This is a genomic window from Azonexus sp. MM2026_4 (assembly GCF_055901855.1).
Genome location: NZ_CM148380.1, coordinates 2,724,742 through 2,745,563 on the forward strand (window position 1 = coordinate 2,724,742; position 20,822 = coordinate 2,745,563).

The following is a 20,822-nucleotide window of genomic DNA, read 5'->3' on the forward strand; positions in this document are numbered from 1 at the left end:
ATCAGCATGGCAGGTCACTCGAAGTGGGCAAACATTCAGCACCGCAAGGGCCGTCAGGACGAGAAGCGCGGCGCGACTTTCTCCAAGATCGCCAAGGAAATCACCGTCGCCGCCAAGATGGGCGGGGGTGATCCGGGTTTCAACCCGCGCCTGCGTGTTGCCGTGGACAAGGCGAAGGGCGTCAACATGCCCAAGGACAAGATCGACACGGCGATCAAGAAGGGCACCGGCGAGCTGGAAGGCGTCGAGTACGTCGAGATCCGCTATGAAGGCTACGGCATCGGCGGCGCGGCGATCATGGTCGACTGCCTGACCGACAACAAGACCCGCACGGTGGCCGAAGTCCGCCACGCTTTCAACAAGTACGGCGGCAACATGGGCACCGACGGCTGCGTGGCCTTCCAGTTCAAGCACTGCGGCCAGCTGATCTTCGCCCCCGGCACCGACGAGGCAGCACTGATGGACGCCGCCATCGAAGCCGGCGCCGACGACGTGGCGACCAACGACGACGGTTCGATCGAGGTGCTGACCGCGCCGACCGAGTTCATCGCCGTCAAGGACGCGCTGGAAGCGGCCGGTTTCACGCCGGAATTCTCGGAAGTGACGATGAAGCCGGAAGGCGAGAACGTCTTTGTCGGCGACGACGCGCTGAAGATGCAGAAGCTGCTCGACGCATTGGAAGGCCTGGACGACGTCCAGGAAATCTACACCACGGCGGTCATCGAGGAGTGACCCTGGGACGGGAGACGACATCGCGGGGCGGGGCCGGGCAATGACCGCCGCAGCCTGGCCCCTGTTGTTCGTCTTCCTGTGGAGCACCGGTTTCATCGGTGCCAAGTTCGGCCTGCCGCACACCGAACCGCTGTCTTTCCTGCTTACCCGCTACTGTCTGGTCGTCGCGCTGATGCTGCCGGTGGCGCTGGCGACGCGCGCGCCCTGGCCGCGCGATGCGCAACAATGGCTGCACATCGCGGTTTCCGGCTTGCTGGTCCACGCGCTTTACCTGGGCGGCGTCTTTGTCGCCATCGGCCACGGCCTGCCGGCCGGGATCACCGCATTGGTGGTCGGCATGCAGCCGCTGCTCACCGCCTGCAGCGCCGGCTGGCTGCTTGGCGAGAAAGTCAGCGGCCGCCAGTGGGGCGGGCTGGCGATGGGTTTTGTCGGCGTCGCCCTGGTCGTCTCCGGCAAGTTCGGCGACGGCGCGCTCGGCCCGATGCTGCTGCCAGCGCTGGTCGCGCTGCTGGCGATCACCGCCGGCACGCTGTACCAGAAACGTTTCTGCGCCCGCTTCGATCTGCGCACCGGTGCGTTGATCCAGTTCGTGCCGAGCGCCATCGTCACCGGTATCGCTGTCGCGCTGTTCGAGGACTACCGCATCGACTGGAGCGGCGAATTCCTGTTCGCGCTCGGCTGGCTGGTGCTGGTCCTCTCGCTCGGCGCGATCAGCCTGCTCAACCTCTTGATCCGCAACGGCAGCGCGGTCAATGTCGCCAGCCTCTTCTACCTGACGCCGCCGACGACGGCGCTGATCGCCTGGGTGGTGTTCGGCGAGACGCTGACGCCGGTTGCGGTGCTCGGCATGGCGGTGGCGGTCGGCGGCGTGTATCTGGTGGCGAGGCCGGCGAAGTGAGCGGCGTGCGTATCCTTGGCATCGATCCGGGCTTGCGCGTGACCGGCTTTGGCGTCATCGAGAAGCACGGCAGCCAGTTGGTCTATGTCGCCAGCGGCTGCATCAAGTCGAACGACAAGGAATCGTTGCCCGAGCGCATCGGCACCTTGTTCGCCGGCATCGGCGAGGTGATCGCGACCTACCGGCCGGATCAGTCGGCGATCGAGAAGGTGTTTGTGAACGTCAATCCGCAGTCCACGCTGCTGCTCGGCCAGGCGCGCGGGGCGGCGATGTCGGCGCTGGTTCATGGCGGGCTGCCGGTGGCCGAATACACCGCGCTGCAGGTCAAGCAGGCGGTGGTCGGGCACGGCAAGGCGGCCAAGGAACAGGTGCAGGAGATGGTTGTCCGCCTCCTGAACCTGCCCGGCGCGCCGACGGCGGATGCCGCTGACGCGCTCGCCTGCGCGATTGCCCACGCGCACGGCGGACAGGGTTTGGGGGCGCTGGCGACAGCGGGGTATCGCGTTCGCGGCGGGCGGCTGATAGGATGAGAACCTGTTTGGACATACAGTATCGGATTGCCCCATGATCGGAAGACTCACCGGCCTCGTCGTCGAAAAGAACCCGCCGCAGATCGTGCTCGACGTAAACGGCGTCGGCTACGAGCTCGACGTGCCGATGAGCACCTTCTACAACCTGCCCTCGGTCGGCGAGAAGGTGACGCTGCTCACCCACTTCGCGGTGCGCGAGGACGGGCATTTCCTCTACGGCTTTCTCGGCGAGGCCGAGCGCTTCGCTTTCCGCCAGTTGCTCAAGGTTTCGGGAATCGGCGCCCGCACCGCGCTGTCGGTGCTCTCCGGCCTGTCGGTCAATGACCTGGCGGTGGCCGTGGCGCAGCAGGAACTCGGCCGCCTGGTGAAGATTCCCGGGATCGGCAAGAAAACCGCCGAACGCCTGCTCCTCGAACTGAAAGGCAAGCTGGCCCAGGTCGGTGGCGTGACACTCAATGTCGCCGCCGACGACGCCCGCGCCGACATTGCCAATGCCCTGCTGGCGCTCGGCTACAACGAGAAGGAAGCTGCCGCCGCGATGAAGCAGTTGCCGGCCGACGTCGGCACCTCCGACGGCATCCGCCAGGCACTCAAGCTGTTGTCCAAGGGCTGATGCTGCTCGACGACGAACCCAAACGGCTGGCGCAGATTGCGCTGGTGGTGCTGATCATCGTCGGCTGCGTCGCCGTGCTGCTGCCCTTCGTCGGCGCGCTGCTGTTCGCGCTGGTGATCTGGGTGTGCACCTGGGAGAGTTACCGCGACCATGTGTTGCCGCGGCTGCGCGGGCGCGACACGCTCGGTGCTTCGCTGATGGTCCTGCTGCTGGTGCTGATCCTGCTGGTACCGACCATTTTTCTGGCTGGCGCGCTGGCCAGCGGCGCCGATCACCTGATCGACCTGGTCAAGCCCTACGTCGATCAGGGCCTGCCGGCCGAGCCGCCGGCCTGGTTTGCCGAGGTGCCGCTGTTCGGGCAGCGGATGATCGATTTCTGGCACGAGGTGGCAAGCAGCCGCGAAGCGCTCAACACCTTGCTCGGCCAGATGGTTGCGCCGGCCCGCCAGTTCTTCCTGGCCGCCGGCACGATCGTCGCCAACGGCCTGCTGCAACTGGCGCTGGTGCTGTTCGTCGTCTTCTTCCTCTACCGCGACGGCGAAGTCGTCGCCGCCGCACTCTACGGCGGCGCCAGCAAACTCGGCGGAGAACTGGGCAAGGAGTTGGTCGACAAGGCGCGCGGCACCGTCCTCGGGGTCATGCTCGGCATCGTCGGCACCGCCGCTGCGCAAAGTTCGGTGGCAATGCTCGGCTTCTTCGTCGCCGGCGCGCCGGCGCCGGTACTGCTCGGCTTCGCCACCTTCTTCCTGTCAATGATCCCGGTCGGCCCGCCACTGATCTGGGGCGGCGCCGCCCTCTGGCTCTACGGCGACGGCCAGACCGGCTGGGCAATCTTCATGGCGCTCTACGGCCTGCTCATCATCAGCAGCATCGACAACGTCGTCAAACCCGTCCTGATGGCGCGCGGCGCCGGCCTTTCCGTGCTCATCGTCGCCCTCGGCGTGTTCGGCGGCGTGCTGGTGTTCGGCTTCATCGGTATCTTCCTCGGCCCGGTGTTGCTGGCGCTCGGCCACATGCTCCTGACGCGCTGGTTGCGCGAGGAAACGAAATCATGATCGAAACCGACAAGCTGGCGCCGCTGGAACGCATCATCGCGCCGACCGCCAAATCCGCCCAGGAAGAGGCGCTCGAACGCGCGCTGCGGCCCAAGCGCCTGGCCGACTACACCGGCCAGCAGAAGATCCGCGAACAACTCGAGATCTTCATCGAGGCGGCGAAGAAGCGCGGCGAATCGCTCGACCACGTGCTGCTGTTCGGCCCGCCCGGCCTGGGCAAGACGACGCTGGCGCACATCGTCGCCGCCGAAATGGGCGTGAACCTGCGCCAGACTTCCGGCCCGGTGCTCGAACGCGCCGGCGATCTGGCCGCCATCCTGACCAACCTCGAACCGCACGACGTGCTGTTCATCGACGAAATCCACCGTTTGAGCCCGGTCGTCGAGGAAATCCTCTACCCGGCGCTGGAAGATTTCCAGATCGACATCATGATCGGCGAAGGCCCGGCGGCGCGCTCGGTGAAACTCGACCTGCCGCCATTCACGCTGGTCGGCGCGACCACCCGCGCCGGCATGCTGACCAACCCGCTGCGCGACCGCTTCGGCATCGTCGCCCGGCTCGAGTTCTACAACGCCGAGGAACTGAAAAGCATCGTCAGCCGCTCGGCGACGCTGTTGAATGCGCCGATCGACCCCGACGGCGCGCTGGAAATCGCCAAGCGCTCACGCGGCACGCCGCGCATCGCCAACCGCCTGCTGCGCCGGGTGCGCGACTATGCCGAGGTCAAGGCCGACGGCAAGATCAGCCGCGGAATTGCCGACCTGGCGCTGCACATGCTCGACGTGGACCCGGCCGGCCTCGACCTGATGGACCGCAAGCTGCTGTCGGCGGTGATCGACAAGTTCGGCGGCGGACCGGTCGGCGTGGACAACCTGGCGGCGGCGATCGGCGAGGCACGCGACACGATCGAGGACGTCCTCGAACCCTACCTGATCCAGCAGGGCTACCTGCAGCGCACGCTGCGCGGGCGCATCGCGACGCCGGCGATCTACCGCCACCTCGGCCTGCAGGAACCGGCCGGCGCGGCGGTGCGCGACCTGCTCTCGGACAGCTGATTCAGGCGTTGGCGGCGGCCATCGCCACGCCGTTGCGGCCGCCCTGCTTGACCGCATAGAGCGCGTTGTCGGCGCGGCCGATCGCCTGGTCCGGGGTTTCCTCGCCGTCGAACTCGCTGACCCCGATGCTGATCGTCACCCGCAGTTCCTGCCATTCGGCGCAGGGTGTCGCGTCGGCAACCGCCTGGCGCAGTTTCTCGGCGACGCCGCGCGCTTCGTCGGCAGTACAACCGGGCAATACCAGCAAGAATTCCTCGCCCCCCCAGCGCACCGCGAAATCGGCCTCGCGTAACTGGGCGCGCAGCGCGGCAGCGACCTGGACCAGGACGCGATCGCCGACGCGATGCCCGTAACCGTCGTTGACCGCCTTGAAGTGGTCGATGTCGGCGAGGAGGAAACTGATCGGCCGCGGGCTGCGCCGGTAGCTGGCGATCAGCTTGTCGATCAGGATGCCGAAGGCGTGCCGGTTGAGCAGCCCGGTCAGCTTGTCGGTCGAGGCCATCTTCTCGATCCGCGACTGGTAATGGCCGAGCGTGATGTAGCAGAGCCAGGTGACGATCAGCGTCACCAGCAAGCTGATCGCCAGGTTGATGTAGAGGGTCTGGCGAACGCCGGCGAGCGCGACGTCCTCGTTCTGCTCGACGAACAGGTACCACTTCAGCTCGGGCAGGTAATTGACGTTGAGGATGTGATTGTCGCCGTCATCGACGAACTGGTACATGCCGCCGCCCTGCTTGAGGATGCTGTCGAGCTGCGCCGCCAGCCCCGGCCGCTGGCGCAGGTCGGGCACCGGCGCCTGATCGCCCTGGACGACGACGCGGCCGCTGGCGTCGGTGAAGTAGATGGTGCGATGGAAACGCGCCTGGTATTCGCGGATCAGCCGGCGCACCGAATCGACGGTGAGGCCGATGCCGGTGGCGCCGATGTAGCGGTTGTCGAAATCGAAGACCCGGTAGTTGATGAAGATGGTCAGCGCGTCGCGGTTGGCCAGGTCGGGATCGACGTTGATCTCGTAGTCCTCGGCCATGTCGCGCACCCGGTAGTACCAGAGGTCGCGCGGCTCGCCAGGCGCCACCTGTTTCAGGATGCCGTCGCCGGTGTAGTAGTTGGCACTCTTCTCGGAAACGAAGAAGCTGCTGAACGCCTTGTGCCTGATCTTGACCTCCTGCAGGTAGCGCGCCATCGCCCGCACGTCGTGCTCGCCGCCGAGCACCCAGTCGCGCAGGAAGGTATCGTGCGCCATGGTCGACGAGATCAGCACCGGCCGCACCAGGTCCTTCTGGATTTCCGAGTAGATGTTGCTCGCCGTCAGCGGCAGGTCCTGGCCGATGATCGCACTGCGGATCGCCTCGCGCGAGACGAAGTAGCCGAACAGCGTGGTGGCGAAGAAGCCAACGCTGAGCAGCAGGCCGAGCAGCAGGATCAGGCTGCGGCGATCGATGAGGCGGAGTTTTCCGGGCATGGGGGACATTATGCGCAAGGGGCCGCCAGAAGACCAGCCTCCCGGGCGACAGTTCAATATGGCGATATTTTCGTGGAAACAAGCCGTTACAATAGGATGTTCCAGCACAAGATAAAATCGCCGGATGTCATCCCAGCCCCACCAGCCCAGTTTCTCCATCCCGGTCCGCGTCTATTACGAAGACACGGACGCCGGCGGCGTCGTCTATTACGCCAATTACCTGCGCTTCTTCGAGCGCTGCCGCACCGAATGGATGCGCAGCGCCGGCTACGGCCAGGCCCAGCTCGCCAATGACGCCGGCATCGGCTTCGTCGCCCGCAAGGCCAGTTGCGAGTACCTAAAACCGGCGCGGCTCGACGACCTGATCGAGGTCGGCCTGAGCGTTGAAAAACTCACCCGCGTCCGCGTCGTCTTCCGCCAGTCGGTACGCCGCGGCGACGAGGAACTGGTTACCGGCGAGATTGAAATCGCCTGCGTCAACATGGCGACGATGACCCCCGCCCCGATCCCCGATTTCCTGCATTCCCGACTCGAACAGCTCAAATGAACGTCACCCAGGACCTTTCCATCCTCCACCTGATCCTCGAGGCTTCGGCCGTCGTTCAGGTCGTCATGGCGCTGCTTGCCGGCGTCTCCTTCATGTCCTGGTACTACATCGCGATGAAGTGGTTCGCGGTACGCCAGGCGCGCGCCAAGACCGAGGATTTCGAACGCGACTTCTGGTCCGGCGGCGACCTCAGCAACCTCTACCAGAGCGCGGTCGAAGGCCGCCACCAGACCGGCTCGATGGAACGCGTCTTCGAGGCCGGCTTCCGCGAATTCACCAAGCTGCGCGGCCAGAAGCACCTCGATTCGAAGGACGTGGTCGACGGTTCGCGGCGCGCCATGCGTGCCACCTACCAGCGCGAGATGGACGGGCTGGAAGCGCACCTCGCCTTCCTCGCCTCGGTCGGCTCGGTATCGCCCTACATCGGCCTGTTCGGCACCGTCTGGGGGATCATGCATGCCTTCCGCGGCCTCTCCAACGTCGGCCAGGCGACGCTCGCTTCGGTCGCTCCCGGCATCGCCGAAGCCCTGGTGGCGACGGCGATCGGCCTGTTCGCGGCGATCCCGGCGGTGCTCGCCTACAACCGCTTCTCGCACGACATCGACCGCCTGGCGGTGCGCTACGAGTCGTTCATGGAAGAATTCTCCAACATCCTGCAGCGGCAGATGCGTTAAGCCATGCGCCAGCGCCGCCTCAAGAACGAAATCAACGTCGTCCCCTACATCGACGTGATGCTGGTGCTGCTCGTCATCTTCATGGTGGCGACGCCGATGATGACGACCGGCTCGGTCGAGTTGCCGAGCGCCGGCACGGCGCCGCAGAAGCCGGACAAGTACCTGAAGGTGCAGGTCGACAAGGACGGCGCCCTGGTGCTGTTCGACCTCGACGGCAAGGAACGCCCGCTGGCCGACATGCGCGAGCTGCGCGAACAGCTCGCCGGTCGCCGGGAAGCCCGCGAGACTGCGGTCCTGGTCGCCGGCGACGGCGAAGCGCCGTACAAGGAAGTGATCCGCGTGCTGGACGAGGTCAAGAAGGCCGGCTTCTCCCGCGTCGCCCTGGAAACGGCAGTCAAGTAAGGCAATGCGCCCGGAAACCCCCGTCGAACCCGGCCGCAAGAAGGCGCTGACCTTCACGTTGCTGGTCCACCTGGCGCTGATCGGCGCCCTCTTCCTCGGCGTGCAGTGGAAACGCAGCGAACCGGAGGCGATGCAGGTCGAGCTGTGGTCGCCGACGCCGCAGAAGGCGACGCGCGCCGCCCCGCCGGAACCGGCGCCGGAGCCGAAGCCCGAACCCAAGCCCGAACCCAAGCCCGAGCCGAAACCGGAACCGAAGCCCGAGCCGCCGAAAAAGGTGGAAACGCCGAAGCCGCCGGCCATCGTCGTCAAGGAAGAGCAGAAGAAGCCCGAACCGAAGAAGCCGGAGCCCAAGCCCGAGCCGCCCAAACCGGAACCGAAGCCCGAACCCAAGCCGGTGCCGAAGCCGAAGAACGACCCGTTCAAGGAAATGCTCGAACGCGAAAACCACCAGCGCCAGGCCGTCGCCGAGCAGGACCGCCTGGCCGAACTCGCTAACCAGGCGCAGAAGGCGGCCGCCAACCGGCGCGGCCTGGAAAGCTACGCGGCGAAGATCCGGAACAAGGTGCGCGGCAACATCGTGCTGCCGCCCAACCTTCCCGGCAACCCGGAAGCGGTGTTCGAGCTCACCCAGCTGCCCGGCGGCGACGTCCTGTCGATCCGCCTGAAGCGTTCGAGCGGCGTACCGGCGCTCGACGAAGCCATCGAACGGGCGATCCGCAAATCCTCGCCGCTGCCGAAACCCGACGACCCCAACCAATTCCAGCGCACGCTCGAAATCAAATACAAGCCGTTTGAAGAGTAAAATCGCGCACAATTCAGAGAAACCGCCACCAATGTCCAGAATTTCCCGCCGTATCTTCCTGATTTTTGGCCTGCTCGGCGCCGGCCTGGCCCAGGCCCAGCTCTCGATCGAGATCACCGGCGCCGGCGCCAGCCGGATTCCCGTCACCATCGCCGAATTTGCCGGTGATGCCGCGTTGTCGCGCGACATCACCGACGTCGTCCGCGCCGACCTCGAACGCAGCGGCCTGTTCCGCATGCTTCCGCCAAACGCGGGCGCGATGGATGAAAACGCGCCGGTCGATTACGCCGCCTGGAAAGCGCGTGGCGCCGATGCGCTGGCCGCCGGCAGCGTGCTGCGCTCGGCCGACGGCCGCATCGAAGCGCGTTTCCGCCTCTACGACACGCAGAAGGGCGAGCCACTGGGCGGCGCCGTCTACGTCACTGGCAAGGCGCAGATGCGCATGGCCGGCCACCGCATCGCCGATTTCATCTACGAAAAGCTGACCGGCGAACGCGGCGTCTTCTCGACGCGCATCGCCTACGTCGTCAAGTCGCGCGGCCAGTACCTGCTGCAGGTCGCCGACGCCGACGGCCAGAGCGCGGCTACCGCGCTGACCTCGGCCGAGCCGATCATCTCGCCGGTCTGGTCGCCGGACGGCAGCCGCCTGGCCTACGTCTCCTTCGAAAAGAAGAAGCCGATGATCTACGTGCATTCGCTGGCTTCCGGCCAGCGTCGCATCGTCGCCAACTTCAAGGGCTCCAACTCGGCCCCGGCCTGGTCGCCGGACGGTCGCAAGCTGGCGGTCGTCCTCTCCAAGGACGGCAATTCCCAGTTGTACTCGGTCAACGCCGACGGCAGCGGCCTGCAACGCCTGAGCCAGTCGTCCGGCATCGACACCGAGCCGCGCTATGCGGCGGACGGATCGAGCATCTATTTCACCTCGGATCGCGGCGGCAGTCCGCAGATCTACCGGGTTGACGCCAACGGGGGCTCCGCCCAGCGCGTCACTTTCGAAGGCAGCTACAACGTTTCGCCCCGTCCCTCGCCGGACGGCCGCACGCTGGCCTTCATCTCCCGGCGCGAGGGACGTTTCCAGCTGGCGGTCATGGACCTCGCCAGTCGTCAGGTGCAGGTACTCACCGATTCGACCAAGGACGAATCGCCGAGCTTTGCCCCGAACGGCCGGATGATCCTGATCGCCACGGAAACCGGCGGGCGCGGCGTACTTTCCGCCGTCTCCGCCGACGGTCGCATAAAACAACGCCTCACCATTGCCGCTGGCGACGTCCGCGAGCCGGCATGGGGCCCATTCCTGAAATAGAACCTCGTCGGAGAAACTCATGAAAAAACTATTGTCGATTTCCCTGCTGCTCGCCCTGATCGCCGGTTGCAGCACCACCCCCGCCCCCGATGAAAACGCCGGCGCCCCGGTCGAAAGCCGCACCGGCAGCCAGCAGCCCGACGTCACCTCGGTGGTTGCCGAAGGCCTCGACGCCAGCGGCCTGCCGCGCGTCCTGACCGACCCGAAGAGCCAGCTGTCGCAGCGCAGCATCTACTTCGACCTCGACAAGTACGAAGTGAAGAGCGAATACCAGGCACTGGTCGCTGCCCACGCCAAGTTCCTGGTCGCCAACCGCGACTTCAAGGTCCTGCTGCAAGGCAACACCGACGAACGCGGCAGCCGCGAATACAACCTGTCGCTCGGCCAGAAGCGTTCCGATGCCGTCAAGCGTGCTCTGGTCCTGCTCGGCGCCCGCGAAGACCAGGTCGAATCGGTCAGCCTCGGCGAGGAAAAGCCGCGCAACCCGGGTCATGACGAAACGGCCTTCGCCGAAAACCGTCGCGCCGACATCCTCTATCGCGCCCCCGACGGCCGCGGCGAGTTCTGATCATGCGCCGCCTGCCGCTGCTGATGCTGGTCGGGCTCCTGGGCAGCCAGCCTGCCTGGGCGCTGTTCGACGACAACGAGGCCCGGCGCCAGATCGCCGATCTGAAGATCGCCAGCGAATCACGCTTCGACCAACAGGCCCGGGCCCAACTCGAACTAGCGGCACAGATCCAGCGTCAGGCGGAAGAAATCGCCCGCCTGCGCGGCCAGGTCGAAACCCTGAGCTACGAACTGGAACAAGCCAAGCAGCGGCAGCAGGACTTCTATCTCGACCTCGACAGCCGGCTGCGCCGCTTCGAGACCGCCCCCGCGGCCGGCAACGCTGCCGGCCCGCAGGCGACGGTGGCCGGCGATCAAGGCGCGGAAACGCGCAGCTACGACGCCGCCCTCGACCTCTTCAAGGCGGCGAAATACGCGGAAGCCGCCGCCGCCTTCGCCAGCTTCGTGCAGCAATACCCGACCGCCACGCTGGCGCCCAACGCGCAGTACTGGCTGGGCAATGCCTGGTCGGCGCAACACAACTGCAACAAGGCGATCGAAGCCCAGAGCCAGGTCATCACCCGCTATCCGGACAGCGACAAGGCACCGGACGCGCTGCTGGCAATCTCGACCTGTCAGCAGGAACTGGGCAACCGCAAGGGCGCCGCGCAATCGCTGGAAACCCTGCTCCAGAAATACCCGTCCTCGCCGGCCGCCAACAAGGCCAGGGAACGCCTGAAGAAGAACTAAGTGGCATTGCGCATCACCGAAATTTTTTACTCGCTGCAAGGCGAAGCGTCGCGCGTCGGCCTGCCGACCGTCTTCGTCCGCCTCACCGGCTGCCCGTTGCGCTGCACCTGGTGCGACACCACCTACAGCTTCAGCGGCGGCGAAATCATGGAAATCGCCGACATCCTGGCTGCTGTCGCCGCTCACCCGGCGCATCAGGTCTGCGTCACCGGCGGCGAGCCGCTGGCACAGAAGGAATGCCTGCCGCTACTGACGGCCTTGTCCGATGCCGGCTACGACGTCTCGCTGGAAACCTCCGGCGCCTTCGACATCGCGCCGGTCGACGCGCGCGTTTCCTGCATCATGGACCTCAAGGCGCCAGATTCCGGGGAAACGGCAAAGAACCTGTGGGCCAACCTGGCGCATCTGAAGCCACGCGACGAGATCAAGATCGTCATCGCCTCGCGCGAGGACTACGAATGGGCGCGCGAAGTCGTCCACGCGCACGGCCTCGACGCGCGCTGCCCGGTCCTCTTTTCGCCGGCGCAAGGCAGCGTCGAGCCGGCGGCGCTGGCCGGCTGGATCCTCGAAGATGGCCTGCCGGTGCGCTTTCAGTTGCAGTTACACAAGCTGCTTTGGGGTAACATGCAGGGCAAATAGCCCACCCGGAGACAAACATGGCCGAGAATCGCAGGCAATTCACCCGCATCGTGTTTTCCGGACCGGCCCGCCTGTTCCTGGCCGACGGCGAGCACCCGGTCGACGTCCTCGACCTCTCCCTGAAAGGCGCCCTGATCCGTCCCTGCGCCGAGATGTACACCCGCATCGGCGGCCAGGGCGTACTGCATCTGCGCCTCGACGGCGGTGAAACCGACATCCGCATGGCGGTCACCGTCGTCCACCACCAGGGCGACACCTACGGCCTGGCCTGCCATGAAATCGACCTCGACAGCGTGACCCACCTGCGCCGTCTGGTCGAACTCAATCTCGGCGACGAATCCGTCCTGGAGCGCGAAATCGGCCTGCTGTCCCGGGCCTGATGAGAAGCGTTCTTGCTGGTCAGACCTTACTTAAGGCATACTCCGTTATCCATACAAAAAAGATGGAAATCGCCTTTAGAACCATGGGCATGAGGGAGTGTCATGTCGAATTTCGAGTTTCCGGAGGCGCCTGCTGATAATTCGCTCGCCTCGGGGAGCCAGCAGCATGCCATCCTCAACCAGATTGGCGCCGCCGTCATGTTCACCGATGCCGACGAGCGCATCCTGTGGATCAATGAGGCCTTCACCCGCCTGACCGGCTACCGCCCCGACGAAATCATCGGCCGGACGCCGAAACTCCTCGCTTCCGGGCGCCAGTCGCCGATCTTCTATTCGCGCATGTGGCAGGCGCTCGACAGCGCCGGACACTGGGAAGGCGAAATCTGGAACCGCCGCAAGAACGGTGAAATTTACCCCGAGTGGTTGATCATCAATCGCTGCCATGACGCAGCCGGCGATCTTTCCGGTTACGTCGCGACCTTTTCCGACATCAGCAAACTGAAACATGCCGAATCGGAGGTCCAGCACCTCGCCTTCTACGATCCGCTGACCGCCCTGCCCAACCGCCGCCTGCTGCGCGATCGTCTCGCCCAGGCCTGCACGGTAGGGAAGCGCCGGGGCGAACACGGGGCGTTGCTGATCATCGACATCGACAATTTCAAGATCCTCAACGACACCCTCGGCCACGACATCGGCGACCACCTGCTGATCGAGATCGCCTGCCGCCTCCGGCAGTGCATCCGGCAATGCGACACCGCCGCCCGCCAGGGCGGCGACGAATTCGCGGTGATGCTCGAAGACCTCGACCCCCATCCGCAATCGGCGGCGATCAGCGCCGGAGCGATCGCCGAAAAAATCCGCGAAGTGCTCTCCCATCCGGTCCCGCTGGCCGAAGGGCATGAGCATTACTGCACCGCGAGCATCGGCGTCACCCTGTTCCGCGGCCGCGAGAAATCCGTCGATACCCTGCTCAAGCAGGCCGACATCGCCATGTACAAGGCCAAGGAAGCCGGCCGCAACGCGACCCGCTTCTTCGATCAGGCGATGCAGACGACGCTCGACCACCGCGCCGGTCTCGAAGCCGGCCTGCGCCACGCGCTGGCGCGCGACGAATTCGTCCTCTACGCCCAGCCGCAAGTGAATGCCGAAGGCGCCCTGATTGGCGCCGAACTGCTGCTGCGCTGGCAGCCGCCGGGACAAGCGCTGGTGCTGCCCAACGATTTCATCCCGCTCGCCGAGGAAAGCGGCCTGATCGTGCCGATCGGCCTCTGGGTGCTGCACAGCGCCTGCATCACGCTGCGCCGCTGGGCCGCCGATCCGCGGCGCGCCGGCCTGTCGCTGGCGGTGAACGTCAGCGCCCGGCAATTCCGCCAGCCCGATTTCGTCGAACAGGTGGCCGGCGCGCTGGCCCGCCACGGTATCGCGCCGCAACGCCTGAAACTCGAACTGACCGAAAGCCTGCTGCTCGACAAGGTCGACGAGGTGGTGGCCAAGATGCGGGCGCTGCACGCGCTCGGCGTCCGTTTCTCGCTCGACGACTTCGGCACCGGCTACGCCTCGCTCGCCTACCTGAAGCGCTTCCCCTTCGAGCAATTGAAGATCGACCGCTCCTTCATCCGCGACATCACCAGCGACCCGGACGACGCGGCGATCGTCCGCGCCATCGTCGCCATGGGCGACGCGCTGCGCCTCGACGTCGTCGCCGAAGGGGTCGAAAACGAGGCCCAGTACGCCTACCTCACCGAGCACGGCTGCCGCGCCTTCCAGGGCTACCTGTTCGGCCGCCCCGCACCGCTCGCGGACTTCGAGGCAGCGCCCTAAATCCCCAGGTAGCGATGCCAGATCGCGTGATCGGCATCGAGCTCGGCCGAACTGCCCGCCCAGACGACGCGACCGCGTTCGACGATGGTGTGGCGGTCGGCCAGCGCAATCAGCTTTTCCACGTACTTGTCGACCACCAGCACGCTCTGTCCCTCGCCGCGCAGGCGGTCGAGGCAGGCCCAGATCTCGTCGCGGATCAGCGGCGCCAGGCCCTCGGTCGCCTCGTCGAGGACGAGCAGGCGCGGGTTGGTGACGAGCGCCCGGCCGATCGCCAGCATCTGCTGTTCGCCGCCGGAGAGCTGGTTGCCGAGGTTCTTGCGGCGTTCGGCGAGGCGCGGGAAGAGTTCGTAGACGCGGGCCGGCGTCCACGGCCCGGTGATGCCGCGCCGGTTGGCCTGGAAGGCAAGCAGATGCTCGTCGACCGTCAGGTTGGGAAAACACTGCCGGCCTTCCGGCACCAGCGCGATGCCGGCACGGCCGATGCGGTCCGGGCGCCAGCCGTCGATCCGCTCGCCGGCGAAGCGGATGCTGCCGGCGCGCACCGGCTGCAGGCCGCACAGCGCGCGCAGCGTCGTCGTCTTGCCCATGCCGTTGCGACCGAGCAAGGTCGCCGCCTCGCCCTCGGCCATGGTCAGGTCGATCCCGAACAGTACCTGGCTCGGGCCGTAGGCGACTTCCAGGCCGACGATTTCGAGCAGCGCGCTCACAGGTGGTCTCCCAGGTAGGCGCGGCGCACGCCGGCATCGTTGCGCACTGCGTCCGGTGTGCCGGTGCAGATCAGGTCGCCGTTGACCAGCACCGAGATGCGGTCGGCGAGGCGGAAGACGGCGTCCATGTCGTGCTCGACCAGCAGGATCGTGACGTGGCGGGCGAGGTGTTCGATCAACTCGACCATGCGCGCCGATTCCTCGGGACCGGTGCCGGCCATCGGCTCGTCGAGGAGCAGCAGTTGCGGTTGGGTCGCCAGCGCCATCGCCAGCTCCAGCGCCCGCTGCTCGCCGTGCGAGAGATTGCCGGCGAGCGTCGCCGCCTTTGCAGCGAGGCCGACCTGGGCGAGGAACTCCCGGGCTTCGTCGAACAGCCGGGCCTCGCGCCGGACCGGCCGCCAGAAGCGGAAGCTGCTGCCGGCGTCGGGCCGCCCCTGGACCGCCAGCGCGACGTTGTCGAGGGCGGCGAGGCCGAGGAAGACGTTGGTGATCTGGTAGGAACGCGCCATGCCGGCGCGCACCCGCTCGTGCATCGACAGCCGGGTGACCTCGCGGCCGGCGAAACGGATCTGGCCGGCGTCGGGCAACAGCGCCCCCGACAGGTGATGGATGAAGGTCGTCTTGCCGGCGCCGTTGGGGCCGATCAGCGCATGCACCTCGCCGGCTGCGACCGCGAAATCGACCGCCTTCAGCGCCTCGACCGCGGCAAAGCGGCGCGTCAGCCCGGCAACTTCGAGCAGATTGTCAGTCACGCGACCTCCCGAACAGCGCGGCGACGCCCTTTGGCGCGAACAGCACGATGCCGAGCAGGAGCAGGCCGAGAACGATGTGCCAGTGCGCGAACCAGCTCAGCAGCAGCTCCTCCAGACCGAGCAGGACGATGGCGCCGACGACGCCGCCGTAGAGGTAGCCGACGCCGCCGATGATCACCATCACCAGCAGCGTGCCCGACTGCGTCCATTGCAGCAGGCTGGGGCTGGCCAGCCCGCTCTGGTTGGCGAGCAGCGCCCCGGCCAGGCCGGCGCAGGCACCGCCCAGCGCGAAACAGACCAGGCGGTAGCGGAAGACCGGGTAGCCAAGCGCCTCCATGCGCGTCTCGTTCTCGCGGATCGCCTGCACGGTGCGCCCGAAACGGGCCTCGGCCAGGCGCCCGAAAAGGAACATGGCGAGCGCCAGCGCGCCGAGCGCGGTGTAGTAGAGCGCCGCGTCGCCGACCAGACTGAAGCTGCCGAGTTGCAGGCGCTCATAGATCGGCAGCCCGTCGTCGCCGCCCCAGGCGCTGGCGGAGACGAACAGGTAATAGACCATCTGGGCGAAGGCCAGCGTGATCATGATGAAGTAGACGCTGCGCGTGCGCAGGCTGATCGCCCCGACCAGCAGCGCGAACAGCCCGGCCACCGCCATCGCCAGCGGCAGCACCAGCAGCCCTTGCTGGATGCCGGCCTGGTGGCAGATCGCCGCGACGTAGGCGCCGATACCGAGGAAGGCGGCGTGACCGAGCGACACCATGCCGCCGAAGCCGAGCACCAGGTTGAGGCTGCTGGCGGCCAGCGCGAAGATCAGCATGCGCGTCGCCAGGCCAAGGTAGTAGCTCTGCTCGAAGGCGTCGAGCAATGGGGGCAGGGCGCCCAGCGCCAGCAGGGCGACGAGGGCGGCAACGGGCTGCCAGGGAGCGGAACGGTGGAAGGCCATCTAGGCGCGCGCCGGGAACAGGCCTTGCGGCCGGAAGAAGAGGATGCCGGCCATCAGCAGGTAGATCAGGATCGACGCCAGCGCCGGCCCCAGCGTGGACGCCGCTGCCGTCGGCAGGACGGCGCCGAGCAAGGTCGGCAGCAGCGCCCGGCCCAGGGTATCGACGGCGCCGACGATCAGTGCGCCGACCAGGGCGCCGCGGATCGAACCGATGCCGCCGATGATGATGACGACGAAAGCGAGGATCAGCACGCTCTCGCCCATGCCGACCTGGACCGCCAGCAGCGGCCCGAGCAGACCGCCGGCGAGCGCGCAGAGGGCGGCGCCGAAGACGAAGACGGCGGTGAACAGCGCCCGCACGTTGATGCCGAGGGCTTCGGTGATCTCCCGGTTGGCGGCGCCGGCGCGCACCCACATGCCGACCCGGCTCTTCGCCACCAGCAGGTAGAGCAGGGCGGCGACCGCCAGGCCGCAGCCGATGATCAGCAGCCGGTAGGCCGGATAGAAGAAGCCGCCGATCTCGACCGGCCCGGCCAGCGCTTCCGGCGGGTTGAGCATGAGTGGCGCCGGCCCCCAGATCAGGCGCACCGCCTCGTTGGCGATCAGGATCAGGGCAAAGGTCGCCAGCACCTGCGACAGGTGGTCGCGCCGGTAGAGCTGGCGAAACAGCGTCAGTTCGAGCAGCAGGCCGAGCCCGGCGGTGCCGGCGACACCGGCGCCCAGGCCGAGCCAGAACGAATCGGCGGCCTGCGCCGCGGCGGCGACGAAGTAGGCGCCGACCATGTACAGCGAGCCATGCGCCAGGTTGATGCAGTCCATGATGCCGAAGACGAGCGTCAGCCCGGCGGCGAGCAGGAACAGCATGAGGCCGAATTGCAGGCCGTTGAGGGCCTGTTCGAGGAACAGCTGGGTCACTTCATCTTGCACTGCGCCACGTAGGCATCGGCATGGTTGGTGAAGATGGTGCCCATCGTCTTGTTGGTGACGCGACCCTGGGCGTCCTTGCCGATCACGCGCAGGTAGTAGTTCTGCACCGGGTAATGGTTGCTGTTGAACTTGAAGTCGCCGCGCACCGACTTGAAGCGCTTGGCCTCCAGCGCCTTCTGCAGCGCCTTCTTGTCGGCGACGTTGCCCTTCACGTCGCGCACCGCGGCATCCATCATCAGCGCCGCGTCGTAACCCTGCGAGGCGTAGAGCGACGGCAGGCGACCGTATTCCTTCTCGAAGGCGGCAACGAAGCGCTTGTTCTCGGCGTTGTCCATGTCGTGCGCCCAGTGCGACGAGTTGAACATGCCCATCATCGGCGCGCCGACCGCCTTGATCACGTCCTCGTCGGCCGAGAAGCCGGGCGCGAAGAGCTGGGTGTCGCGCGACAGGCCGGCGGCGACGAACTGCTTGACGAAGTTGATGCCCATGCCGCCCGGCAGGAAGAAGAACAGCGCATCCGGCTTGCCGGCGCGGACCTTGGCCAGTTCGGCGGCGTAATCGAGCTGGCCGAGCTTGGTGTAGATCTCCTCGCTGACCTGGCCCTTGTAGTAGCGCTTGAAGCCGGACACCGCATCCTTGCCGCCCGGGTAGTTGGGGGTGACGATGACGACATTCTTGAAGCCCTTGTCCTGCACGACCTTGCCGACTGCCTCGTGCAGGTTGTCGTTCTGCCAGGCGACGTTGAAAAAGAAGGGGTTGCACTGCTCGCCCGCGTACTGCGACGGACCGGCATTGGCCGAGATGTAGAAGGTCTGGTTCTGGAAGACGGCCGGCCCGACGGCCAGCATCAGGTTGGAGAAGACGATGCCGGTCATGAAATCGACCTTGTCCTTCTTCAACAGCTTGTCGGTCGCCTGCTTGGCGACATCCGGGTTCTGCTGGTCGTCGGCGACCAGGACTTCGGCCGGCAGGCCGCCGAGCTTGCCGTTCAGTTGCTTCATCGCCAGCTGGAAACCGTCGCGGATGTTGACGCCGAGACCGGCCCCGGGACCGGACAGGGTGGAAACGAAACCGACCTTGATCTGGTCGGCGGCGTGGGCGGCGCCGGCCAGCAGCAAAGCGGCGGCGAGGGCGGTCAGGCGGATCGGCATCTGGTTCTCCGGAGCGGTGGGGCGAGCGGCAAATTGTAGCGCAGGAACAAGCAGATACCGTCCCGGTGGACCGGCAAATTCGGGTATATTCGCGCCCCATGAACGAAAAAGCCGTAGTCCTTCTGTCCGGCGGCCTGGACTCCGCCACCTGCCTCGCCATCGCCCGCAGCCGGGGTTTCGACTGCTACTGCCTGTCCTTCGATTACGGGCAGCGGCACAGCGCCGAACTGCAGGCCGCCGACCGCGTGGTCAAGGCGCTCGGCGCCGCCGAACACCGGGTGATCAATTTCGGCCTCGCCCAGTTCGGCGGTTCGGCGCTCACCGACACCTCGATCGCCGTGCCGACCGGCGGCGTGCAACCGGGCATCCCGGTCACCTACGTGCCGGCGCGCAACACCATCATGCTCTCGCTGGCCCTGGCCTGGGCCGAAGTGCTGGGCAGCCGCGACATCTTCGTCGGCGTGAACGCGGTCGACTACTCGGGCTACCCGGACTGCCGCCCGGAATACATCGCCGCCTTCGAGACCATGGCCAACCTGGCGACCCGGGCCGGCGTCGAAGGGCAGAAGCTGCACATCCACGCGCCGCTGATCGACCTTTCCAAAGCCGAAATCATCCGCACCGGCCATGCGCTGGGCGTCGACTACGGGCTCACCGTTTCCTGCTACCAGGCCGATGAACTCGGCCGCGCCTGCGCTGTCTGTGACTCCTGCCGGCTGCGCGCCGAGGGCTTCGCCGCCGCCGGCCTTCCCGATCCCACGCCTTACCGGACCTGACATGGACGTCAACGTTTCCCCGAACACCGTACTCTGGCTCACTTTCGCCATCGCCTTCGTCTTCGGGGCGATCGGCCAGAAAACCCATTTCTGCACCATGGGCGCGGTTTCCGACATCCTCAACATGAATGACTGGAGCCGCATGCGCATGTGGCTGCTCGCCATTGCCGTCGCCATCCTCGGCGCCGGCGCGCTTGACGCCGGCGGCCTGATCGACCTCGACAAGTCGATCTACCGGACTACCAGCCTGACCTGGCTGTCCTACCTGGTCGGCGGCTTCAGCTTCGGCGTCGGCATGGTGCTGGCTTCCGGCTGCGGCTCGAAGACGCTGATCCGCATCGGCAGCGGCAACCTGAAGTCGCTGGTCGTCTTCCTCGTCCTCGGCCTCTTCGCCTACATGACGATGCGCGGCGTCTTCGGCGTCTTCCGCGTCAAGTTCCTCGACCCGGTCGCCGTGGCCATGCCGGAAGGGCAGGACATTCCGTCGCTGCTCGGCGGCCTCGGCCTCGACGAAACGAGCGCCGCGACACTGGCCGTCCTCGCCATCGGCGGCGGCCTGCTCGCCTTCTGCCTGCTGCGCCGCGACTTCTGGACCCTGGACAACCTGCTCGGCGGTCTCGGCACCGGCCTGCTCGTCGTCGGCGCCTGGTATGTCAGCGGCCACCTCGGCTATCTCCCGGAACATCCGGACACGCTGGAAGAGGCTTTCCTCGCCACCAACAGCGGGCGCATGGAATCGCTGACCTTCGTCGCGCCGGTCGCCTACACGCTAGAGCTGTTCATGCTGTGGTCGGACAGCAGCCGCGTCCTGACCGTCGCCATCGTTTCCGTCTTCGGCGTCATCGCCGGCTCGGCGGCGTGGTCGCTGGCTACCCGCAGCTTCCGCTGGGAAGGTTTCGCCAGCGTCGAGGACACTGCCAGCCACCTGATCGGCGCCGCGCTGATGGGCTTCGGCGGCGTCACCGCCTTTGGCTGCACGGTCGGCCAGGGCATCACCGGCGTGTCCACGCTGGCGCTCGGCTCCTTCATCACGCTGGCAGCGATCATCGCCGGCTCGGTGCTGGCGATCAAGGTCCAGTACTGGCGGCTGATGCGCGACTAACCGGTCTGGCCGTCGTCTTCCTTCAATTTCTCGATGACCAGCGGGAAGGCGCCGGAACCGATCAGCGCCACCGCGGAAACAAGAAAGGCGAGACCGGCCATCGGGTCGTCGAGCACCGGGTGCAGCAGGGCGCCGAAGCCGGCGACGCTGAGCAGGCCGACCAGCGCGCAGAGCGCGCCGAGCGCCGTGAGAAGCAGGAAGGAAATCGGGAAACGTCGCATGCGGCAAGTGTAGACGAGCACCGGCTTCGGCGCGAAG

Annotated in this window: 25 protein-coding genes; 18 read left to right on the top strand and 7 right to left on the bottom strand. The window is 66.6% G+C overall.

Annotated elements, in window-relative coordinates:
• Positions 1–6: 6 nt before the first annotated feature.
• Genes AC0KWY_RS12815 through ruvB form a run of 6 tightly spaced genes read left to right on the top strand, consistent with a single transcriptional unit; the run spans position 7 to position 4,883 of the window.
• Positions 7–732 carry a YebC/PmpR family DNA-binding transcriptional regulator gene (locus AC0KWY_RS12815; protein WP_474025880.1) on the top strand — a complete coding sequence of 242 codons (726 nt, stop codon included), beginning with the start codon at positions 7–9 and terminating at the stop codon, positions 730–732.
• A 40-nt stretch (positions 733–772) separates the two neighbouring features.
• Positions 773–1,630, top strand: coding sequence for a DMT family transporter (locus tag AC0KWY_RS12820; protein WP_474025881.1), 858 nt, complete (start codon positions 773–775; stop codon positions 1,628–1,630).
• Between the two features lie 5 nt (positions 1,631–1,635).
• Positions 1,636–2,160: a crossover junction endodeoxyribonuclease RuvC gene (gene ruvC / locus AC0KWY_RS12825; RefSeq protein ID WP_474025882.1), complete on the top strand. Its 525-nt coding sequence runs from the start codon at positions 1,636–1,638 to the stop codon at positions 2,158–2,160.
• A gap of 34 nt (positions 2,161–2,194) precedes the next feature.
• Positions 2,195–2,773: a Holliday junction branch migration protein RuvA gene (gene ruvA, locus AC0KWY_RS12830; RefSeq protein ID WP_474025883.1), complete on the top strand. Its 579-nt coding sequence runs from the start codon at positions 2,195–2,197 to the stop codon at positions 2,771–2,773.
• Entirely contained in the window at positions 2,773–3,828 is a 1,056-nt protein-coding gene (locus AC0KWY_RS12835) for an AI-2E family transporter (protein ID WP_474025884.1), read from the top strand. Before ruvA ends, AC0KWY_RS12835 begins: the two co-directional genes overlap by 1 nt.
• Complete coding sequence (gene ruvB, locus AC0KWY_RS12840) at positions 3,825–4,883, top strand: Holliday junction branch migration DNA helicase RuvB (RefSeq protein WP_474025885.1); 1,059 nt, start codon at positions 3,825–3,827, stop codon at positions 4,881–4,883. Before AC0KWY_RS12835 ends, ruvB begins: the two co-directional genes overlap by 4 nt.
• A gap of 1 nt (position 4,884) precedes the next feature.
• Here the strand turns inward: ruvB and AC0KWY_RS12845 are convergent, their stop codons facing one another.
• Complete coding sequence (locus AC0KWY_RS12845) at positions 4,885–6,345, bottom strand: sensor domain-containing diguanylate cyclase (protein WP_474025886.1); 1,461 nt, start codon at positions 6,343–6,345, stop codon at positions 4,885–4,887.
• A 124-nt stretch (positions 6,346–6,469) separates the two neighbouring features.
• Between AC0KWY_RS12845 and ybgC the strand changes: the two genes are divergently transcribed.
• From ybgC to AC0KWY_RS12895, 10 genes are all read left to right on the top strand, one after another.
• Positions 6,470–6,892 (top strand): tol-pal system-associated acyl-CoA thioesterase, encoded by a 423-nt coding sequence (ybgC, locus tag AC0KWY_RS12850; RefSeq protein ID WP_474025887.1) that lies wholly within the window; start codon positions 6,470–6,472, stop codon positions 6,890–6,892.
• Positions 6,889–7,566, top strand: a complete 678-nt coding sequence (tolQ, locus tag AC0KWY_RS12855) for a protein TolQ (protein WP_474025888.1) — start codon at positions 6,889–6,891, stop codon at positions 7,564–7,566. The genes ybgC and tolQ overlap by 4 nt, the downstream gene beginning before the upstream one ends.
• Positions 7,567–7,569: 3 nt before the next feature.
• Entirely contained in the window at positions 7,570–7,968 is a 399-nt protein-coding gene (locus tag AC0KWY_RS12860; protein ID WP_474025889.1) for an ExbD/TolR family protein, read from the top strand.
• 4 nt (positions 7,969–7,972) lie between these two features.
• Positions 7,973–8,770: an energy transducer TonB gene (locus AC0KWY_RS12865; protein WP_474025890.1), complete on the top strand. Its 798-nt coding sequence runs from the start codon at positions 7,973–7,975 to the stop codon at positions 8,768–8,770.
• A gap of 31 nt (positions 8,771–8,801) precedes the next feature.
• Positions 8,802–10,073 carry a Tol-Pal system beta propeller repeat protein TolB gene (tolB, locus tag AC0KWY_RS12870; protein WP_474025891.1) on the top strand — a complete coding sequence of 424 codons (1,272 nt, stop codon included), beginning with the start codon at positions 8,802–8,804 and terminating at the stop codon, positions 10,071–10,073.
• 19 nt (positions 10,074–10,092) lie between these two features.
• Positions 10,093–10,641: a peptidoglycan-associated lipoprotein Pal gene (pal, locus tag AC0KWY_RS12875; RefSeq protein ID WP_474025892.1), complete on the top strand. Its 549-nt coding sequence runs from the start codon at positions 10,093–10,095 to the stop codon at positions 10,639–10,641.
• A 2-nt stretch (positions 10,642–10,643) separates the two neighbouring features.
• Complete coding sequence (gene ybgF / locus AC0KWY_RS12880) at positions 10,644–11,369, top strand: tol-pal system protein YbgF (RefSeq protein ID WP_474025893.1); 726 nt, start codon at positions 10,644–10,646, stop codon at positions 11,367–11,369.
• The gene (gene queE / locus AC0KWY_RS12885; protein WP_474025894.1) at positions 11,370–12,008 is read left to right on the top strand and encodes a 7-carboxy-7-deazaguanine synthase QueE; all 639 of its coding nucleotides are present in this window, start codon (positions 11,370–11,372) and stop codon (positions 12,006–12,008) included. It begins immediately after the preceding gene.
• A 17-nt stretch (positions 12,009–12,025) separates the two neighbouring features.
• Positions 12,026–12,388, top strand: coding sequence for a PilZ domain-containing protein (locus AC0KWY_RS12890; protein ID WP_474025895.1), 363 nt, complete (start codon positions 12,026–12,028; stop codon positions 12,386–12,388).
• Between the two features lie 102 nt (positions 12,389–12,490).
• Positions 12,491–14,209 carry a putative bifunctional diguanylate cyclase/phosphodiesterase gene (locus tag AC0KWY_RS12895; protein WP_474025896.1) on the top strand — a complete coding sequence of 573 codons (1,719 nt, stop codon included), beginning with the start codon at positions 12,491–12,493 and terminating at the stop codon, positions 14,207–14,209.
• On the opposite strand, the gene AC0KWY_RS12900 is transcribed toward AC0KWY_RS12895, so the two are convergent.
• Genes AC0KWY_RS12900 through AC0KWY_RS12920 form a run of 5 tightly spaced genes read right to left on the bottom strand, consistent with a single transcriptional unit; the run spans position 14,206 to position 18,686 of the window.
• Positions 14,206–14,916 carry an ABC transporter ATP-binding protein gene (locus AC0KWY_RS12900; RefSeq protein ID WP_474025897.1) on the bottom strand — a complete coding sequence of 237 codons (711 nt, stop codon included), beginning with the start codon at positions 14,914–14,916 and terminating at the stop codon, positions 14,206–14,208. The genes AC0KWY_RS12895 and AC0KWY_RS12900 overlap by 4 nt on opposite strands.
• Positions 14,913–15,668 carry an ABC transporter ATP-binding protein gene (locus tag AC0KWY_RS12905; protein ID WP_474025898.1) on the bottom strand — a complete coding sequence of 252 codons (756 nt, stop codon included), beginning with the start codon at positions 15,666–15,668 and terminating at the stop codon, positions 14,913–14,915. Before AC0KWY_RS12905 ends, AC0KWY_RS12900 begins: the two co-directional genes overlap by 4 nt.
• Positions 15,661–16,608: a branched-chain amino acid ABC transporter permease gene (locus AC0KWY_RS12910; protein WP_474025899.1), complete on the bottom strand. Its 948-nt coding sequence runs from the start codon at positions 16,606–16,608 to the stop codon at positions 15,661–15,663. Before AC0KWY_RS12910 ends, AC0KWY_RS12905 begins: the two co-directional genes overlap by 8 nt.
• Positions 16,609–17,523: a branched-chain amino acid ABC transporter permease gene (locus tag AC0KWY_RS12915; RefSeq protein ID WP_474025901.1), complete on the bottom strand. Its 915-nt coding sequence runs from the start codon at positions 17,521–17,523 to the stop codon at positions 16,609–16,611.
• Positions 17,520–18,686 (bottom strand): ABC transporter substrate-binding protein, encoded by a 1,167-nt coding sequence (locus AC0KWY_RS12920; protein WP_474025902.1) that lies wholly within the window; start codon positions 18,684–18,686, stop codon positions 17,520–17,522. The genes AC0KWY_RS12915 and AC0KWY_RS12920 overlap by 4 nt, the downstream gene beginning before the upstream one ends.
• A gap of 98 nt (positions 18,687–18,784) precedes the next feature.
• On the opposite strand from AC0KWY_RS12920, the gene queC reads away from it, so the two are divergent.
• Entirely contained in the window at positions 18,785–19,462 is a 678-nt protein-coding gene (gene queC, locus AC0KWY_RS12925; RefSeq protein WP_474025903.1) for a 7-cyano-7-deazaguanine synthase QueC, read from the top strand.
• Position 19,463: 1 nt separating this feature from the next.
• The gene (locus AC0KWY_RS12930) at positions 19,464–20,564 is read left to right on the top strand and encodes a YeeE/YedE family protein (protein ID WP_474025904.1); all 1,101 of its coding nucleotides are present in this window, start codon (positions 19,464–19,466) and stop codon (positions 20,562–20,564) included.
• On the opposite strand, the gene AC0KWY_RS12935 is transcribed toward AC0KWY_RS12930, so the two are convergent.
• Entirely contained in the window at positions 20,561–20,806 is a 246-nt protein-coding gene (locus AC0KWY_RS12935) for a hypothetical protein (protein WP_474025905.1), read from the bottom strand. The two genes, AC0KWY_RS12930 and AC0KWY_RS12935, sit on opposite strands and share 4 nt — an antisense overlap.
• Positions 20,807–20,822 lie beyond the last annotated feature (16 nt).

Bases quoted from the DNA above. Each gene is read 5' to 3' on its own strand.
- AC0KWY_RS12815 (WP_474025880.1), top strand. From the start codon at position 7: ATGGCAGGTCACTCGAAGTGGGCAAACATTCAGCACCGCAAGGGCCGT.
- AC0KWY_RS12820 (WP_474025881.1), top strand. From the start codon at position 773: ATGACCGCCGCAGCCTGGCCCCTGTTGTTCGTCTTCCTGTGGAGCACC.
- ruvA (WP_474025883.1), top strand. From the start codon at position 2,195: ATGATCGGAAGACTCACCGGCCTCGTCGTCGAAAAGAACCCGCCGCAG.
- AC0KWY_RS12835 (WP_474025884.1), top strand. From the start codon at position 2,773: ATGCTGCTCGACGACGAACCCAAACGGCTGGCGCAGATTGCGCTGGTG.
- ruvB (WP_474025885.1), top strand. From the start codon at position 3,825: ATGATCGAAACCGACAAGCTGGCGCCGCTGGAACGCATCATCGCGCCG.
- AC0KWY_RS12845 (WP_474025886.1), bottom strand. From the start codon at position 6,345: ATGCCCGGAAAACTCCGCCTCATCGATCGCCGCAGCCTGATCCTGCTG.
- ybgC (WP_474025887.1), top strand. From the start codon at position 6,470: ATGTCATCCCAGCCCCACCAGCCCAGTTTCTCCATCCCGGTCCGCGTC.
- tolQ (WP_474025888.1), top strand. From the start codon at position 6,889: ATGAACGTCACCCAGGACCTTTCCATCCTCCACCTGATCCTCGAGGCT.
- AC0KWY_RS12860 (WP_474025889.1), top strand. From the start codon at position 7,570: ATGCGCCAGCGCCGCCTCAAGAACGAAATCAACGTCGTCCCCTACATC.
- AC0KWY_RS12865 (WP_474025890.1), top strand. From the start codon at position 7,973: ATGCGCCCGGAAACCCCCGTCGAACCCGGCCGCAAGAAGGCGCTGACC.
- tolB (WP_474025891.1), top strand. From the start codon at position 8,802: ATGTCCAGAATTTCCCGCCGTATCTTCCTGATTTTTGGCCTGCTCGGC.
- pal (WP_474025892.1), top strand. From the start codon at position 10,093: ATGAAAAAACTATTGTCGATTTCCCTGCTGCTCGCCCTGATCGCCGGT.
- ybgF (WP_474025893.1), top strand. From the start codon at position 10,644: ATGCGCCGCCTGCCGCTGCTGATGCTGGTCGGGCTCCTGGGCAGCCAG.
- AC0KWY_RS12890 (WP_474025895.1), top strand. From the start codon at position 12,026: ATGGCCGAGAATCGCAGGCAATTCACCCGCATCGTGTTTTCCGGACCG.
- AC0KWY_RS12895 (WP_474025896.1), top strand. From the start codon at position 12,491: ATGTCGAATTTCGAGTTTCCGGAGGCGCCTGCTGATAATTCGCTCGCC.
- AC0KWY_RS12910 (WP_474025899.1), bottom strand. From the start codon at position 16,608: ATGGCCTTCCACCGTTCCGCTCCCTGGCAGCCCGTTGCCGCCCTCGTC.
- AC0KWY_RS12920 (WP_474025902.1), bottom strand. From the start codon at position 18,686: ATGCCGATCCGCCTGACCGCCCTCGCCGCCGCTTTGCTGCTGGCCGGC.
- queC (WP_474025903.1), top strand. From the start codon at position 18,785: ATGAACGAAAAAGCCGTAGTCCTTCTGTCCGGCGGCCTGGACTCCGCC.
- AC0KWY_RS12930 (WP_474025904.1), top strand. From the start codon at position 19,464: ATGGACGTCAACGTTTCCCCGAACACCGTACTCTGGCTCACTTTCGCC.